Origin of the sequence: Rhodococcus sp. WMMA185, from assembly GCF_001767395.1 — a bacterium.
Lineage (GTDB): Bacteria > Actinomycetota > Actinomycetes > Mycobacteriales > Mycobacteriaceae > Rhodococcus_F.
In genome coordinates, this window is sequence record NZ_CP017014.1 from 2,084,833 (window position 1) to 2,101,639 (window position 16,807).

General features: G+C 65.3%; 16 protein-coding genes. 5 read left to right on the forward strand and 11 right to left on the reverse strand.

Annotation, left to right across the window (positions count from 1 at the left end; all coding sequences use genetic code 11):
• The 4 genes from hisB to BFN03_RS09230 form a co-directional block, all read right to left on the reverse strand.
• Nucleotides 1-615: an imidazoleglycerol-phosphate dehydratase HisB gene (hisB, locus tag BFN03_RS09215; RefSeq protein WP_070378765.1), complete on the reverse strand. Its 615-nt coding sequence runs from the start codon at nucleotides 613-615 to the stop codon at nucleotides 1-3.
• Complete coding sequence (locus BFN03_RS09220) at nucleotides 612-1,754, reverse strand: histidinol-phosphate transaminase (protein ID WP_070378766.1); 1,143 nt, start codon at nucleotides 1,752-1,754, stop codon at nucleotides 612-614. Before BFN03_RS09220 ends, hisB begins: the two co-directional genes overlap by 4 nt.
• Entirely contained in the window at nucleotides 1,751-3,073 is a 1,323-nt protein-coding gene (gene hisD, locus BFN03_RS09225) for a histidinol dehydrogenase (protein ID WP_070378767.1), read from the reverse strand. Before hisD ends, BFN03_RS09220 begins: the two co-directional genes overlap by 4 nt.
• A 181-nt stretch (nucleotides 3,074-3,254) precedes the next feature.
• Entirely contained in the window at nucleotides 3,255-5,198 is a 1,944-nt protein-coding gene (locus BFN03_RS09230) for an acyl-CoA dehydrogenase family protein (RefSeq protein WP_070378768.1), read from the reverse strand.
• 153 nt (nucleotides 5,199-5,351) lie between these two features.
• Between BFN03_RS09230 and BFN03_RS09235 the strand changes: the two genes are divergently transcribed.
• Both BFN03_RS09235 and BFN03_RS09240 read left to right on the forward strand, forming a co-directional pair.
• Nucleotides 5,352-5,981, forward strand: coding sequence for a LysE family transporter (locus tag BFN03_RS09235; RefSeq protein WP_070380763.1), 630 nt, complete (start codon nucleotides 5,352-5,354; stop codon nucleotides 5,979-5,981).
• A 78-nt stretch (nucleotides 5,982-6,059) separates the two neighbouring features.
• Nucleotides 6,060-6,689, forward strand: coding sequence for a LysE family transporter (locus BFN03_RS09240; RefSeq protein WP_070378769.1), 630 nt, complete (start codon nucleotides 6,060-6,062; stop codon nucleotides 6,687-6,689).
• 48 nt (nucleotides 6,690-6,737) lie between these two features.
• Here the strand turns inward: BFN03_RS09240 and nadC are convergent, their stop codons facing one another.
• Genes nadC through nadA form a run of 3 tightly spaced genes read right to left on the reverse strand, consistent with a single transcriptional unit; the run spans nucleotide 6,738 to nucleotide 10,239 of the window.
• A complete protein-coding gene (gene nadC, locus BFN03_RS09245) occupies nucleotides 6,738-7,616 on the reverse strand; it encodes a carboxylating nicotinate-nucleotide diphosphorylase (protein ID WP_070378770.1) in 879 nt (292 codons plus the stop codon).
• On the reverse strand, nucleotides 7,616-9,205 hold the full coding sequence (locus BFN03_RS09250; RefSeq protein WP_070378771.1) for an L-aspartate oxidase: 1,590 nt from the start codon (nucleotides 9,203-9,205) through the stop codon (nucleotides 7,616-7,618). The genes nadC and BFN03_RS09250 overlap by 1 nt, the downstream gene beginning before the upstream one ends.
• Nucleotides 9,202-10,239: a quinolinate synthase NadA gene (nadA, locus tag BFN03_RS09255; RefSeq protein ID WP_070378772.1), complete on the reverse strand. Its 1,038-nt coding sequence runs from the start codon at nucleotides 10,237-10,239 to the stop codon at nucleotides 9,202-9,204. The genes BFN03_RS09250 and nadA overlap by 4 nt, the downstream gene beginning before the upstream one ends.
• A 79-nt stretch (nucleotides 10,240-10,318) precedes the next feature.
• Between nadA and BFN03_RS09260 the strand changes: the two genes are divergently transcribed.
• A complete protein-coding gene (locus BFN03_RS09260) occupies nucleotides 10,319-11,074 on the forward strand; it encodes an NUDIX hydrolase (RefSeq protein WP_070380764.1) in 756 nt (251 codons plus the stop codon).
• A 1,540-nt stretch (nucleotides 11,075-12,614) separates the two neighbouring features.
• Here the strand turns inward: BFN03_RS09260 and BFN03_RS09270 are convergent.
• Nucleotides 12,615-13,214 carry a TetR/AcrR family transcriptional regulator gene (locus BFN03_RS09270; RefSeq protein WP_070380765.1) on the reverse strand — a complete coding sequence of 200 codons (600 nt, stop codon included), beginning with the start codon at nucleotides 13,212-13,214 and terminating at the stop codon, nucleotides 12,615-12,617.
• 82 nt (nucleotides 13,215-13,296) lie between these two features.
• Here BFN03_RS09270 and BFN03_RS09275 point away from each other — a divergent pair, with 82 nt between their 5' ends.
• The gene (locus BFN03_RS09275) at nucleotides 13,297-14,109 is read left to right on the forward strand and encodes an SDR family NAD(P)-dependent oxidoreductase (RefSeq protein WP_070378774.1); all 813 of its coding nucleotides are present in this window, start codon (nucleotides 13,297-13,299) and stop codon (nucleotides 14,107-14,109) included.
• A 3-nt stretch (nucleotides 14,110-14,112) separates the two neighbouring features.
• On the opposite strand, the gene BFN03_RS09280 is transcribed toward BFN03_RS09275, so the two are convergent.
• From BFN03_RS09280 to bioB, 3 genes are read right to left on the reverse strand one after another with little or no spacing between them, the layout of a single operon-like run.
• Nucleotides 14,113-14,685 (reverse strand): DUF2567 domain-containing protein, encoded by a 573-nt coding sequence (locus tag BFN03_RS09280; RefSeq protein ID WP_070378775.1) that lies wholly within the window; start codon nucleotides 14,683-14,685, stop codon nucleotides 14,113-14,115.
• A gap of 10 nt (nucleotides 14,686-14,695) precedes the next feature.
• Complete coding sequence (bsaP, locus tag BFN03_RS09285) at nucleotides 14,696-14,941, reverse strand: biotin synthase auxiliary protein BsaP (protein ID WP_070378776.1); 246 nt, start codon at nucleotides 14,939-14,941, stop codon at nucleotides 14,696-14,698.
• Nucleotides 14,938-15,951 (reverse strand): biotin synthase BioB, encoded by a 1,014-nt coding sequence (gene bioB, locus BFN03_RS09290; protein WP_070380766.1) that lies wholly within the window; start codon nucleotides 15,949-15,951, stop codon nucleotides 14,938-14,940. The genes bsaP and bioB overlap by 4 nt, the downstream gene beginning before the upstream one ends.
• A 178-nt stretch (nucleotides 15,952-16,129) precedes the next feature.
• On the opposite strand from bioB, the gene BFN03_RS09295 reads away from it, so the two are divergent.
• The gene (locus BFN03_RS09295; RefSeq protein ID WP_070378777.1) at nucleotides 16,130-16,759 is read left to right on the forward strand and encodes a TetR/AcrR family transcriptional regulator C-terminal domain-containing protein; all 630 of its coding nucleotides are present in this window, start codon (nucleotides 16,130-16,132) and stop codon (nucleotides 16,757-16,759) included.
• The last annotated feature ends 48 nt before the right edge of the window (nucleotides 16,760-16,807 follow it).

Below are 16,807 nucleotides of genomic sequence, written 5' to 3' on the forward strand. Positions count from 1 at the left end.
TTACAGGCTGCCCTTGGTCGACGGCACGCCGGTGACTCGGGGATCCGGTTCTACCGCCTCGCGCAGCGCTCGCGCAACAGCCTTGAACTCCGCCTCTGTGATGTGGTGCTGATCGCGGCCGTAGAGAACCCGCACGTGGAGGGCGATGCGGGCGTTGAGGGCGATCGATTCGAATACGTGACGATTGATCACCGTCGAGTACGCGGCACCGGGGTCCCCGCCGATGACGGCGTGCAGGAGGTGTTCCGGTTCCCCGGTGTGCACGCAATACGGACGGCCGGACACGTCGACCACCGCGTGGGCGAGGGTCTCGTCCATCGGAATGAAGGCGTCTCCGAACCGGCGGATGCCCTTCTTGTCGCCGAGTGCCTGGCCAAGTGCCTGGCCCAGCACGATCGCGGTGTCCTCGACCGTGTGGTGCGCCTCGATCTCGACGTCGCCCTCTGCGCGGACGGTGAGATCGAAGCTCGCATGGGCGCCGAGCGCGGTCAGCATGTGGTCGAAGAACGGGACGCCGGTCGAGACGTCGACGACACCGGTGCCGTCGAGGTTCAGTTCGACGCTGATACTCGATTCTTTGGTTGTGCGTTCCACCTTGGCGATGCGATCGGTCATGCTCGGTCTCCTGAACTGGTGAGTTCGGTCGCGGCAATCTCGTCGCCGGCCGATATGAAGGCATCGTTCTCGGACGCTAGCCCGATCGTGGCGCGAAGGTAGCCCGGAATGCCGACGTCCCGAATCAGCACCCCCCGATCGAGGTAGGCCTGCCACGCGTGGGCGCTGTCGGTGAAGTCGCCGAACAGAATGAAGTTCGCATCACTCGGGATGACTCGAAAGCCCTTGTCCTCCAGTGCTTTCGAAACACGAACCCGTTCCTTGGCAAGGGAGTGCACGCTGGCGAGCGTCTCGTCCGCGTGCCGTAAGGCAGCCCGGGCCGCAGCCTGCGAGATCACGGACAGATGGTACGGCAGCCGGACGAGCAGCAGCGCTTCGATGAACGCCGGTGCGGCCGCGAGATATCCGAGCCTGCCACCGGCGAACGCAAACGCCTTGCTCATCGTCCGCGACACCACGAGCTTCGACGGGTACTCGTCGATCAGGGTCATTGCGCTCGGAGCGTCGGAGAACTCGGCATACGCCTCGTCCACGACCACGATGCCCGTTACGGCATCGAGGATCCGGCGCAGGTCCGCGATCTCGATACTGTGTCCGGTCGGGTTGTTGGGACTGGTCACGAACACCACGTCGGGCCGGCGTTCGCCGATGGCCGAGACTGCGGCCTCTACGTCGAGAGCGAAGTCGTCGCGGCGGAATATCGGCAGCCACTCGGTCTGAGTGCCGTCGGCGATGATCGGGTGCATCGAATAGGACGGCACGAAGCCCATTGCGCTGCGACCGGGACCCCCGAAAGCCTGCAGCAGCTGTTGAAGGATCTCGTTGGACCCATTGGCTGCCCAGACGTTTTCGGTGGTGACGTGAACACCGGTCTGACGGGTGAGATATGCGGCGAGATCGGTGCGCAACGCCACCGCGTCCCGGTCCGGGTAGCGGTGCAACTCCCGTGCCGCCTCCCGGACGAATTCCGCGACGTCGTCGACGAGCGCCTGCGTTGGCGGGTGCGGATTTTCGTTGGTGTTCAGTTGCACCGGGACTCTCAGTTGCGGGGCGCCGTATGCAGACTTACCGCGCAGGCTCTCCCGGATCGGCAGCGCATCCACACCGATGGAAGCGCCCGGGACATCCGGCCCCGTCATCGCAGGGCCTCGAAGCGCAGGCGCACGGCCTCACCGTGGGCCGGCAGGTCCTCTGCATTCGAGAGGGTGATGACATGACCGGACACCTCCTTCAGCGCGGCTTCGGTGTAGTCGACGACGTGCACCCCCCGCAGGAAGGTCTGCACACTCAGACCGGACGAGTGCCGGGCACAGCCGGCGGTGGGCAGCACGTGGTTCGACCCGGCGCAGTAGTCACCCAGGCTGACCGGCGCCCAAGGGCCGACGAATACCGCACCGGCACTGGTTACCTGGGCGGCCACCGCGGACGCGTTCTCGGTCTGGATCTCGAGGTGCTCGGCGGCGTAGGAGTTGACGACGCGCAGTCCCGCGTCGACGTCGGAGACCAGGACGATGCCGGACTGGGTGCCCGACAGCGCGGCTATGACCCGCTCCCTGTGTTTGGTGATCTCGAGCTGAGCGGCCAGTGCTGTCTCGACGGCATCAGCAAGTTCGACACTTGGGGTGACCAGCACACTGGCCGCCATCACGTCGTGCTCGGCCTGGCTGATCAGGTCGGCTGCGACATGCACCGGATCGGCGGTGGAGTCGGCAAGGATCGCGATCTCGGTGGGGCCTGCCTCGGCGTCGATCCCGACGAGACCACGGCACAGCCGCTTTGCAGCCGTGACGTAGATGTTGCCCGGCCCGGTAATCAGGTCGACGGGGGCGAGGTCCCCGCCTTCGGTGTCGGTGCCACCGTAGGCGAGCAGGGCAACGGCTTGAGCGCCGCCGACGGCCCACACTTCGTCGATGCCCAGAAGGGCTGCCGCCGCGAGGATGGTCGGGTGCGGTAGGCCGCCGTTGTCGGACTGCGGCGGCGACGCCACCACCAGCGAGCGAACGCCGGCCGCCTGTGCGGGTACCACGTTCATCACGACACTCGACGGGTAAACCGCATTGCCGCCTGGCACGTAGAGACCGACACGGTCGACGGGAATCCACCGCTCGGTGACGGTGCCGCCGGGAACCACCTCTGTTGTGGTGTCGGTACGCCGCTGATCGGCGTGTACCTTGCGGGTCCGTTCGATCGCGACCTCGAGAGCGGCGCGCACCGCCGAATCGAGCTCGCGGAGTGCGCGGTCCAGTTCGGCTTGCGGTACACGGACCTGGGTAGGCCGAACGCCGTCGAACTTCTCACTGAACTCCAGGGCCGCTTCGGCGCCACGTTCACGAACCGACTCGACGACCGGGCGAACCTGATGCAGCACCGCATCCACATCCACTCCACCTCGAGGAAGTGCGGCCCGAAGTTCGGACGTGGACGGCGTACGACCGCGAAGGTCGGTGCGGGCGAGCATGAGGGGTCCTCTCTGCGACTGGTGGGACGCGGCAAGTGACGGACACAGCGTCATTCAAGGAGCGCACCGTTCACGACGAACTGAGCACGACACCGATTATCCAGGATAGCCGCACCACCTTTTCACCGGTCGGCGGTGGAACGAGGATGTCGCGTACCGGCGTAGAGGCAGTCGAGTGTGCTTATTCGTGGGTAGAGCGCAGGAACCTTCGAGCCAAATTCTCCTCGACGGACGGCCCGGGAGTCCATTCGGCAATCCACGGCCCAGTGCCTTCACTCTGGTCGATCACTCCCCGTTCCAGCCAGGCATACCGGCCTTCGAGGATCGATTGCGAGACCTTTCGGTCAACATCATCGGTGTTGTTCCACAACCCGTCGAACAGGCTCTCGACCCTCAGTGCCGCCTGCCGGCAGAACAAGTCGGCGAGTTCGTATGCTGCGGTCCCCTCGGCCTCGTTCTCCCGGCGTTGCATCTCCGCTTTGACACAAGAGGCGGACATCGCGAACAGTTCGGCGCCGATATCGACGATCCGACCGAGGAATCCCTGCTGCTTTTCCAACCCTGCCTGCCAGCGTCCCATGCCGTAGAACGTGGAGCGGGCCAGCTTGCGAGAGTGCCGCTCGACGAAGCGCAGATGCTTGGCCAGGGCGCCGAACTCACCGTAGGCCGTGGGCACCTGCCCCTTTCCCGCAACCAGCTTCGGTAGCCATTTCGCGTAGAAGCCGCTGGCCTTCGCTGCCGCGCGGGCCTTCGCACCGGCGTCCGCACGCGGATCGGCGAGGTCGCCCGCAGCGGTCAGATGCGCGTCGACGGCTTCCCTGGCGACGAGCAGGCGCATGATCTCGCTCGAGCCCTCGAAAATCCTGTTGATGCGCAGATCGCGATCCACTTGCTCCGCAGGAACCGCACGTTCCCCGCGGGCGGCCAGGGACGCCGCGGTCTCGTAGCCCCGCCCGCCGCGTATCTGGACCAATTCGTCGGAGATGATGCAGGCCATCTCGGACGACCACAGCTTGGCCAGCGCCGCCTCGATCCGAATGTCGTTGCGACCCTCGTCGTTCATCTGCGCCGACAGGTCCACCACCGCCTCGAGCGCATAGGTGGTCGCGGCCACGAACGACAGCTTGCTCGCAACGGCGGCGTGCTCGCCGACGGGCTTGCCCCACTGCACCCGCACGCCGGACCATTCCCGGGCGATCTTCAGCGACCATTTGCCGGCACCGGCGCACATAGCCGGAATCGCGAGCCTGCCGGCGTTCAGCGTGGTGAGCGCGATCTTGAGGCCGTCACCTTCACGCCCGATCAGATTCTCTCGGGGCACGCGAACCTTGTACATGCGGGTGACACCGTTCTCGATGCCCCGCAGTCCCATGAACGCATTCCGCCGTTCGACGGTGATACCAGGCGAGTCGGCCTCGACGACGAACGCCGAGATACCGCCGCGGTGGCCCTCGCTCTTCGGCACGCGCGCCATGACGACGAGCAGTTCCGCGACCACGCCGTTGGTGGTCCACAGCTTCATCCCGTCCAGTTCGTAGGCAGCGCCGTCTTCAATGGGGATCGCCGTCGACGCGAGGCGCGCCGGATCAGATCCCACATCCGGTTCGGTGAGCAGGAACGCCGAGATAGCGCCGCGGGCACAGCGCGGCAGGAATTCGCGCTTCTGCTCCGGGGTGCCTGCGAGCTTCAGTGGCTCGGGGACACCGATCGATTGATGGGCCGACAGGAGAGCACCCAGGCTCGGATGCACTGAACCCACGAGCATCAGTGCCCTGTTGTACGCCACCTGCGAGAGGCCGAGACCGCCGTACTCCGGCGGGATCTTCAGTCCGAAGCACCCGAGGTCGGCCAAGCCGCGGACGTACTCGTCGGGAATACGCGACTCGGATTCGATGACGCTGCCGTCGATCTCCTCACAGTGGGCGCGAAGGCGGCCCAGGAACTCCTCGGTCTTCGCCGCATCCACGGGCGTCGGTTGCGGGAAGGGATGGATCAGATCGAGCTGGAATCGTCCGAGAAACAGTTCCTTCGCGAAAGAGGGCTTGTCCCAACCCGACTCCCTCGCCTCCTCGGCGACGGCCCGCGCCTGCTCCTCGGTGACCTTCGGAGTAAATGTGTCGACCATGTCGCGCCTCCTACTACCGGGTAGTCCTACTGACGAGTATCCCCCAAATGCCACATTTGGAACAGGGTTTTGAGTTTTGCCCCTCAGCAAATCCACCTCTCACCAGCACAATCTCCACTGGCGGTCTCGTCGAGTGTCAGTACGATGGGTCTGGTGTCTTGGCAGGTCTGGTACGCGGTGTTCGGGGCGTGGTGCCTGATCAGTCTGTCCCCGGGTGCCGGCGCGGTTGCCTCGATGTCCACGGGGATGCGATTCGGCCTAGGACGCGGCTACTGGAACATCCTGGGTCTCGAACTCGGACTACTGCTGCAACTCGTGGTGGTCGCCGCCGGGCTGGGCGCGGTGCTGGCGAACTCGACGCACGCGTTCACGGTGATCAAGTGGTTCGGCGTCGCGTACCTTGTGTATCTCGGGATTCGGCAGTGGCGGGCGGTCGCGACCGATGCTCCAGACAGCGGCGGCGAGACCGGAAAGGCCAGCGGACCGGCAATCGCCCTGCGCGGCTTTCTCGTCAACGCCAGTAACCCAAAGGCGACCGTCGTCATGCTGGCGGTGATCCCCCAGTTCATTGCCCTGGACGAGCCGCTGCTCCTTCAATACGCAATCATCGCCGTCACCATGATCGCGGTCGACATGACCATCATGATCGGCTACACCGGCCTGGCGTCGAGGGTCCTTCGGCTGATGAGGTCGCCGCGTCAGCAGCGAGCCACCAACCGAACCTTCTCCGGTTTGTTCTTCACGGCTGCCACACTCCTGGCCACGGTCCGCCACTCCACTTGATTTTCACCCTTCAAATACACCTCCCACCTGCATAAATCCCACTCGGCACAACCCGACCGGTGTCGGTACGATGGTCTGGTGTCTTGGCAGGTTTGGTATGCGTGGCTCGGCGCCTCTGTCGTTATCAGCTTGTCCCCAGGGGCAAGCGCGATCATGTCGATGGCCACCGGAATGCGATTCGGTCTTCGACGCGGCTACTGGAACATTGCGGGTCTTCAGTTGGGATTACTGCTGCAGATCGTCTTGGTCGCGGCCGGACTCGGGGCGTTGCTCGCGAGTTCGGTATTCGCATTCACAGTGATCAAGTGGCTAGGCGTCGCATACCTTGTGTATCTCGGGATTCGGCAGTGGCGGGCGAGACCGACCGACATGTCCGGCCTCGACGACGAAGCCACCGAGGCCAGCGGACCGGCGATGGCGCTGCGCGGCTTTCTCATCAACGCGAGCAACCCGAAGGCCATCATTTTCATGTTGGCGGTTCTCCCGCAGTTCCTCGATACGTCGGCCCCACTCGTCCCCCAGTACCTGATCATCGCCGCCACCCTGATAGTGGTAGACGTCGTGGTCATGACCTTCTACACCGGGCTGGCGGCAAAGGTCCTACAACTCTTACGATCACCCCGGCAGCAGCGCGCCACCAACCGCGCCTTCTCCGGGCTGTTCTTCGGTGCCGCAACCTTCCTGGCCACGATGCGTGCCGCCACTTGAGCCAGATGTAGCGCCGGTTCACATAGCGCCGATTCACATAGCGCCGATTCACATATCGAGGCCGAGATCCAGCACGTTCACCGAGTGGGTCAGAGCGCCGACCGCGAGGTAGTCGACCCCGGTGCCGGCGTAGTCCGCCGCGACGTCGAGCGTCAACCCACCGGACGACTCCAGTTTCGTGCCGGGAGCGGTCGCGTCCCGACGCTGCACCGCGATCTGCGTCTGCCACAGCGGGAAGTTGTCGAGCAGGACCAGTTCCACGTTCTCCGCGAGCACGGCGTCGAGTTGCTCGAGGCTGTCGACCTCCACCTCACATTCGAGGTCCGGCGCGGCAGCACGGACGGCGCGTAGCGCGGCCACCACCGATCCCGCCGCGGCGACGTGGTTGTCCTTGATCAGCGCGGCGTCGCCGAGCCCCATTCTGTGGTTCACGCCGCCCCCGACCCGGACCGCGTACTTCTGCAACGCTCGCAGCCCGGGCAGAGTCTTGCGGCTGTCGCGGATCTTCGCGCCGGTGCCCTCGACCGCATCAACCCACGCGGCGGTCGCGGTCGCGATGCCAGAGAGGTGGCAGACCAGGTTGAGCATCGTGCGCTCGGCGGTGAGCAGCCCGCGAGTAGGAGCGGACAGCGACAGCACCGACTGACCGGGGGTGACCCGAGTACCGTCCGCCACGCGGCCCAGAACCTCGTAGTTGCCCTCGCCGATCACCTCGTCGAGCACCAGCAGCCCGACATCGATCCCGGCGACCGTACCGTGGGCGCGGGACGCCACCGAAGCCTTGGCGACGGCATCGAGCGGGACCGTCGACACCGACGTGACGTCGGGGCCGTAACGGAGGTCTTCGTCCAGCGCGACTCGGACGATAGTTCGCACCTCGTCCGGGTCCAGACCCAGGGAGGCGAGTTCGTCGATGTGGGCAGCCATCAGCGCACTCCTGTGAGTTGAGGTTCGAGAAGCTCGAGCTCTCCGTCGCGGAGCCGGATGTGCGTGCTACGACGCCAGTCGGACGACGGCTGCGGATAGTCGAGGCGGGTGTGGCAGCCGCGGCTCTCGGTGCGAGCGGCCGCTGCGAGGACGAGGGCCGACGCTGTGATCGTGAGGGCGGCGTCCTCGAGATCGGTGATGGTGGTAGGCACCGCGCGCCGCGCCGTCGATAGTTCCGCCGCCACCGCGGCCAGTCCGGCACCGTCGCGGACGACGGACACGTTGTCGGTCATCCACTGTTGCAGGCCGTCACGCGGGATGCGCGGCAGTGCCTGCGGAGCCGGGTCGATGACCTCGACCGGCAGACCGGATCGTTCGACCGCGGCGGCACCGGCCCGTTCCCCGACGACGAGGCCCTCGAGGAGACTGTTCGACGCAAGCCGATTGGCGCCGTGCAGCCCGGTACGAGCGACCTCGCCGGCGGCGAGCAGCCCGGGCACTGCAGTACGACCGGAGACGTCGGTGACGATGCCACCGCAAGAGTAATGAGCGGCCGGGGCCACCGGGATCAGTTGCTCGCGCGGGTCGATTCCGGAGGCCAGGCAGGACGCCGTCACCGTGGGGAAGCGCTGCGCGAATCCTTGGAGAGCGCGGGCGTCGAGGTAGACGTGGTCGTGCCCGAGCGCACGGAGCCGAGCGGCGATCGCGCGCGAGACCACGTCGCGGGGCGCGAGGTCGCCGAGTGGGTGCACCCCGGCTGTGACCGAGTCTCCGTTGGCGTCGACCAGGACGGCACCCTCGCCACGCACGGCCTCGCTGATCAGCGGCCGCCGCCCCCGCCCACCGGGCGTGAACAGGACGGTCGGGTGAAACTGGACGAACTCGAGGTCCGCGACTGCGGCTCCCGCGTCGAGGGCGAGCGCGAGACCGTCTGCGGTCGAGCCCGCCGGATTGGTGCTACACGCGTACAGCTGACCGAGTCCGCCCGTTGCCAACAGTAGGGATGGGCAGTGTACGACGCCGAGTCCGCGCGGCGAATTGACGAGGACGCCGGTTACCCCGTGGGAGTCCGTCAACACTCGGAGTGCGGCGGCACCGAACAACACGGATGAGCCAGTCGCGCCGAGCGCCCGCTGCACCTCCGTGTCGAGGGCACGTTGCACCTCGGCGCCGGTCGCATCCCCGCCGGCGTGAATGATCCGGTGTGTGCTGTGCCCGCCCTCCCGGGTTCGAGACACGTCACCGTCCCGGCCACGGTCGAACATCGCACCGAGCCCGGCGAGCTCTGCCACCGCGCTCTGTCCGCCGGCCACGATCGAGCGCACGGCTGCAGCGTCGCACAGTCCTGCGCCTGCCTCACAGGTGTCGGCAACGTGCGAGTCGACCGAGTCTCCGGATTCGGCCACGACGGCAATGCCGCCCTGCGCGTACTGAGTCGCAGTGTCGGCCGGTCCGCCCTTGCTGATGGTGAGCACCGTCAGACCTCGAAGCGCGGCCGTACGGGCAGCCGTGAGACCGGCCACCCCTCCCCCGACCACGACGAAGTCTGCGTACTCCTCCCAGGAGATCCCCCGAACGGGTCCAGTCACTCCCCGCCGCCCGGGTTTCCGATCTCGATCATGCGCTGAACCGACTTTCGGGCACGCTCGGCGACCGCGGGGTCGACGTGGACCTCATCCTTCTCCTCGAGCAGGCAGCGCAGGAGGGCGGCCGGAGTGATCATCTTCATGTAGGGGCACGACGCGCGGTCGTTGACGGCCTGGAAGTCCACCTCGGGTGCGGCCTTGCGCAATTGATGCAGCATTCCGACCTCGGTGGCGACCAGCACCTGCCTGGCGCCGGTCTCGCGGGCGGCGTCGAGCATGCCTCCGGTGGAGAGGATCTTCACCTTCTCCTCGGGCACGAACCCCTCGCCGGCGAGGTAGAGCGCGGAGGTGGCGCAACCGCACTCGGGGTGGACGTACAGTTCGGCGCCGGGGTGCGACTTGGCCCGCGCCGTCAGTTCGTCCCCGTTGATTCCGGCGTGCACATGGCACTCGCCCGCCCAGATCTGCATGTTCTCTCGACCGGTCACACGCTTGACGTGGGCTCCGAGGAACTGATCCGGCAAGAACAGCACCTCACGGTCGGGGTCGATCGATGCGACGACGTCGACAGCGTTCGACGACGTGCAGCATATGTCGGTCAGCCCCTTCACCTCGGCGGTCGTGTTGACGTACGACACCACGACGGCGTCGGGGTAGTCCGCCTTCCATTCACGCAGTTGGTCGGCGGTGATGGAATCGGCAAGCGAGCATCCGGCACGTTCATCGGGGATGAGGACGGTCTTGTCCGGGCTCAGGATCTTTGCGGTCTCCGCCATGAAGTGGACACCGCAGAACACGATGGTGTCTTCGGGCGCCTCCGCCGCGATCCGAGACAGGGCCAGGGAGTCGCCGACGTGATCGGCGACGTCCTGGATCGCGGGTAGCTGGTAGTTGTGGGCGAGCAGGGTCGCGCCCCGCTCCCGCGCCAGCCGCTTGATCTCGGCCGCCCACTCTTCGCTCGCCTCGACGCCCGTGTAGCCGCCGGGACCGTCCTGGATCTGTGGGCGGGTACCCGCCCACAATGTGGTGGCAGTCATGGCTTGCTCCTTCGCCGTGGACTCGGTGAGCCGGTCCGGAATTTCCTAGAATCACGGTTTTCGACTTATGATCGAAAACATGCCCAATGGTAGCACCACCACCCATGAAGTTCTCACCGCGGTGTTCCAGGTTCGCCACTTCCCCGACGCCATCGATCCAGATCAGTCCGGTGAGTTCGGTCGCGGCGGCGGCCAACTCCCCGGATCCGGCTCCGAGGAGTTGGCCGTGCTGTTGTGGCAGCGGGCTCTCGATCCGCAGGCGGGCAAGTGGTCGCTGCCGGGTGGCGTGCTCCGCGAGGACGAAGATCTCACCACGTCGGCTCGGCGACAACTGGCCGAGAAGGTGGACGTGCAGGAGGTCTCGCATCTCGAGCAACTGTCGGTGTTCAGTGATCCCCACCGGGTACCCGGGCCGCGCACGATCGCATCGACATTCCTCGGACTCGTCCCCCTTCCGGCAGATCCGAAAGTCCCGGCGGACACCGCCTGGCATCCGGTGTGCGCGCTGCCTGAGATGGCATTCGATCACGGCACAGTGGTCGAGCACGCCCGCACACGCCTCGCCGCCAAGCTGTCCTACACCAACATCGCGTTCGGGCTGGCCCCAGAGGAGTTTGCGATGTCGACGCTACGCGAAATTTATTGCGCCGCACTGGGTTACCAGGTCGACGCCACCAACCTGGCGCGCGTGCTCGGAAGACGGGGCGTGCTGACTCCGACGGGCAAGACGGCACGCTCGGGCCGAACAGGCGGCCGCCCGGCGGCGCTTTTCCGCTTCACCGATTCCTGCTTGCGCGTCACCGACGAGTTCGCGGCGCTGCGGCCGCCGGGCTGACGCGTTCGGTCGCTCGCGAGGCTGTCCGCAATCACCGATCGCCAGTTGCGGCCCTGCAAACTCCACAACCTCGGCGCGAAAGTGCTTTGCACGCAACACATACCGAGACATTTTTCTAGTGACACTGTTCTAGGGACATTGTTCTACGGACACTGTTCTACGGACACTGTTCTACGCCGCATCGGAACGCAGATCGCCTCGAAGAACGGCGCCGATTGCTGGCCGCCGCCACGCCGGCGTGCCGTGACCACGCAGGAGACACAGACGGCGCCGAGAGGGTGGTCGGGCCTGTCAACGGAATGCAACGGGAGATAAGACCGTATGCGATCGGTGAGAATCGAGAAATATTTTCGGAATATTCCTATTCGGACCATCTATTCGCGTTTGCTGGGGTAGAAAAGAAGCGCGCCCCCAAGGGCGTGATCCAAAACACACATCACCAGTCAGGAGACCGCATGTTTTCATCGGACATCTTGGAGAGCGGCGTCGACCAAGTCATCAAGATCCTCAGTGAGAGCCTGAACTCCTAGTCCAAGAGGTTCGGAAATTCACTGAAACTGGGGCTCACGCGCGATCCCGTGGGCCCCAGTTTCGCGTTCCAACGAAGAACATAGTCATCAGTCAGGAGACCGCATATGTTTTCATCAAACATCACCTCAGGAAGCCTGTCAGGCAGTCTCGCCGCTGAAGCCAGCAAGTTCCTCAGGACTCTCGAGCAGTTGTTCTCCTCCTAGCCCTAGAGGCTTTGCGCCTCACTGAAACTGAGGCTCGCATGCAGTGCCGAGTGCCCCTGTTTCTGCGCTCAGTGCAAGAACTATCGACGCCCCAGGTCGGCACCGCGGGCAAGCCCAGCGATTACAGGCGCACAGGTTCCCGACGCGTTCATCCCACAACTCAGACTGGAGAAACTGTGAGGAGTAACGAACCAAAGATATTTGCAAAGCAACGACCTGGATAATTGTGAGGAATAACAAATCGAATAATTGTGAGGAGTAACGAAGACGAGAATTCGGATAATTGGGGGAAGCATGTGATGTCGCCGGCATGAACCTTCATCCGACGGTCTTGAACGGAATGCGACAGGGTGTAACAGGATGCCCAAGAATTGAGTGGCTCCACATTCTCAGGGGTCTATCTTGATTCCGACCCCGCACCCTGCCCACTGGGCTATAAAGAGACAGCGCCACCAGGTGGCGTGAGAAATGTGCACATGACAGTCAGGAGACGATATGAGTTCATCGGAGATCACAGACAGCGCTGTCGACGCGGTCATCCATCTCTTTACCCTCAACATCAGTTCCTAGCCCGGTGGACTCCGAACTTCATTGAGGTTGGCCTTACGTGTGACGCGGTCGGTCGCCCCGGTTCGACCCCAACCGAAGCACTGGTCCAAAGCTGCCCGTAGACCACCAATGAGCGCCCAGGGCGCTTCAGTCCGCAGGACACTCGGCCCCCATGGATCACCGATCCATGGGGGCCGAACCTGTCAGAACGAGTCGACTAGTTGCTTCTCAGGTCGACACTTCTCAGATCGACGAAGTCACTCCCGAGCGAGCCCCCGCCAGAACGTGTCCGATGCGGCAGCGACCAACTCGTCGACCGGGGCACCGTAGAGCATTCCGCCCGCGGCGAGGGTCGCGATGCCGTGGAAGGTCGCGAACGCAACGAGCGCAATATGCCAGGGGTCACCGGGACCGATGTCACCCGCGGCCTGGGCCTCGGTGATGATCCGGACCGTCAGATCCATCGGGGTACGGCCGGCCTCCACCACCTCAGCGGCCGCCCCGGGCGCCAACTTGCTGCTGTACATCAATGCGAGGAGCTCACGGTGGGTGAGTGCGAACGTCACGTAGGTGCCCGCGACTGCGCCCAAGCGGGCGCGGGGATGTGGCTCGGCCTGCTCGAATGCCTGCTCGAGCGCCTTGGTCAACCGATGGAACCCCTGCTCGACCAGCGCGTCCAGCAGGGCCTGTCGATCCCGGAAATGTTTGCTGGGAGCCGCATGGCTTACCCCGGCCTCCCTGGCGAGTCGACGAAGAGAGAGGCCGTCGACGCCGTCCTTCTCGAGCGTATTCTCGGCGCGTGTGAGTAGCACCTGACGCAGACTTCCGTGGTGGTACGGCTGTTCGGCGGCGGGCATGACAACAGCGTAGCGCAATGTTGACATTGACTACATTGGTGACAGTGGCTACATTCGGGGGCACTCAACGACTAGGAGAATCATGTCTGTCGACGTATCCGGATCGACCGTCCTCATCACCGGCGCCAGCGCGGGCCTCGGCGCCGATTTCGCCCGACGCTTCGCCGAGCGAGGTGCAAACCTCGTTCTCGTCGCCCGGCGAGAAGACCGGCTCGAGCAGCTCGCGAAAGAACTCCGCGAGAAGCACCCGGTGACGGTCACCGTGCTCCCGTTCGACCTCGCCACGCCCGGCGCCGCCGAAAGCCTCAGAAGCGAGCTCACCGCCCGCGGCATCCGCATCGACTCGCTGGTCAACAACGCCGGCTTCGGCACGCACGGAGACTTCGCGTCCGCTGACCTGGACAGGCTCAGCTCTCTCATTCAGCTCAACGTCACCACTCTCGTCGAGTTGTCCCACATCTTCCTGCCCGATCTGCTCCGTGGACGTGGCCTACTGCTGAACATCGCGAGCAGCACCGCATACCAGCCGACTCCCGGCATGGCCGTCTACGGGGCGAGCAAGGCATTCGTCCTTCACTTCACGGAGGCATTGTGGGCGGAGGCCCGAGGTACCGGACTGACGGTGCTAGCGCTCTCTCCGGGCCCGACACACACCGAATTCTTCGACGTCGTCGGCACTCAGGACGCGGCCGCCGGGTACATGCAAACCTCAGAACAAGTGATGAACACCGTGTTCCGGGCCCTCGACCGGCGCAACCCGCCGCCGAGCGTGATGTCCGGGTGGACGAACAAGATCTCGGCACTCGGCCCGCGACTGGGGACCCGCCGGATCACGGCGTTGGTCGTCGGGCGCATGCTCGGCAACGTGCGGCTGCGCGCCAAGATCGAGAAGTAGCGATCACGACGTAACGGCTGCGTCCCGCCGGTCCGGATCCCCCGTCTCCGGCTCGTCGAGTTCGATCGGACGATCCCCGACGCCGAGGTCGTCATACGGGTTGAGCGCGGCGAGTACCAGCGTCACCACGACGGCGACAAGGGGCTGAAAGATCAGCACCAGAAGCGTCCCGACCCCCGGCGCGACCGCAACGATTGTTCCGGTTGTGTTCGCGCCGGGGTGGGGATATCGCAGTGCAGCCACTCCGAGCCCGGCAAGTGCCATGACGCCGGCCCCCACCGCGCTTCCGGCGAGGACGGCGCCCAGGGCGACCGGACCGCGGCTGCGTCTCAACGTCCACGCGGCGACCGCGGTGAGGATGCCCACGACGAGACCCGCGCATACGAACATCCCGATCGCGTCGAATCTGTGCAGGCTCTCCCCGGTGAGTGACACACCACGGTCGGGTGCAACCACTAACAACTTCTCGGGCGGTGCGAGCATGCCCCACACCACGCCCGCAAGAACGCTCACCGCCACCGCGCCGCAGAAAATTCCCGCGGCTGATCGAAGCCGGATTCGCCGAAGTGGAGTCACCCCCCAGACGCTACCGCCGACCGAGAGCTGTCGAGTCGACGACACCGTGGCGGGAGCACTTGGCCCACCACCCGTCCGGGCTGACCTGAACGATCATGCGGCGACCACATGCCTCGCAGAAGCGGGGCGGTTCCAGTCCCAGCTGGGCGGCAGTGGGAACGGTGTCATCAACGCCGGGCACCACTCTGCGGCCGGTGTAGGGGTTGTAGCGCTCTTCCGGGTCGCTGTTCGCAGCAGTCTCCACCGTGGTCGTCACAGGGTGTCGTTCAGGGCCTTGATCGGCATCTGCAGATCGACGAGTAGGTCGAGGTCCTTTTCCGCGGGACGTCCGAGAGTAGTGAGGTAGTTTCCGACGATGACGGCGTTGATACCGCCGAGGATGCCCTGCTTCGCGCCGAGGTCGCCGAGCGTGATCTCCCGTCCACCGGCGAAGCGAAGAATCGTGCGAGGCAGCGCGAGGCGGAATGCGGCGACGGACTTGAGTGCCTCGCTCGCGGGCAGAACCTCGAGATCACCGAACGGAGTGCCCGGGCGCGGGTTGAGGAAGTTCAGCGGGACCTCGTCGGGCTCGAGCTCGGCCAGGTTCGCGGCGAACTCGGCGCGCTGCTCGAGGCTCTCGCCCATGGCGAGGATGCCGCCGCAGCACACCTCCATGCCCGCGTCGCGGACCATACGGAGGGTGTTCCACCGCTCATCCCAGGAATGGGTGGTGACGACATTCGGGAAGTGCGACTTCGCGGTCTCGAGATTGTGGTTGTAGCGATGGACCCCCATCGCCGCGAGCTGGTCGACCTGCTCCTGGGTCAGCATGCCGAGCGAGCATGCGATCTGGATGTCGACTTCATTGCGGATCGCCTCGATACCGGCAGCTACCTGCGCGAGCAGCCGCTCGTCGGGACCGCGGACCGCGGCGACGATGCAGAATTCGGTGGCGCCCGTCTTGGCAGTCTGTTTGGCCGCCTCGACGAGGCTCGGGATATCGAGCCAAGCCGCACGCACGGGCGACTGGAAGAGTCCCGATTGAGAGCAGAAGTGGCAATCCTCGGGGCAGCCGCCGGTCTTGAGGCTGATGATGCCCTCGACCTCGACCTCGGGACCGCACCATTTCATGCGCACGTCATGGGCGAGCCCGAGTAGTTCCTCGAGCCGCTCGTCGGGCAACTTCAGAACCTCGAGCACCTGACTCTCGTTGAGCGCTTCGCCGCGTTCGAGCACCTGCTCCCGCGCGAGCGCGAGGATATCCGTCTGTACTGAGGCCGAGGTCACACGCATCTCCTGGGAGCCGGGCCGATCACCTGTCGTGGATCGACTGATACGAGAATTGAACACCGTACAAGTTGCACGGCGTTCACGTTAGAACCGTGGTGGAATACTGTCAAAGCCAGGCACTCCCGCGGGCCGAGTCAGACGGATCCGGGGAGATCACGGATCAGGAGATCACACGGTGCAACTACGACGCGGCGACGTTCTCGACGGCGCGATGGCCATCCTCGACGAGTTCGGCCTCGCCGACTTGACGATGCGCCGCCTGGCCTCCTCCCTCGGTGTACAGGCGGGCGCGCTGTACTGGCACTTTCCCAACAAGCAGACGCTTCTCGGAGCACTGGCAGACAAGATCCTCGAGGACGTCGATGCCCCGGTCGAGGCCACGGCTTGGGACGGGGAGATCGTCGAACTGGCCCACCGCCTACGATCCGCGCTGCTGGCCCACCGCGACGGCGCCGAGCTTGTATCGGCCACCTATGCCTCCCGGATGACCAACGCGCGGGTGCGCGAGAGCTTCGCGGCCGTCGGATTGCGGTCGGGCCTGTCCCGCGAGCACGCCGAACTGGCCTCGTACTCGCTGCTCTACTACGTGCTCGGACACACCGTCGACGAGCAGTCGCGCGCCCAGATGGAATCGGCCGGCGCACTCACCCGGGCCGCGCTCTCGCCCGACGCCCCGCACTCAGCCATCGCGGCCTACGACGAAGATCTGCTGGACGGCGACCCTGCGATCCGGTTCGATTTCGGCCTCACCCTCTTCGTGGACGGGATCCGCACTCGCCTCGACTCTGCCGCGCATCCCACCTAGTAGGCACAATGGAGTGATACACGCCGCGCCGGTCTACTGACCGTTCAT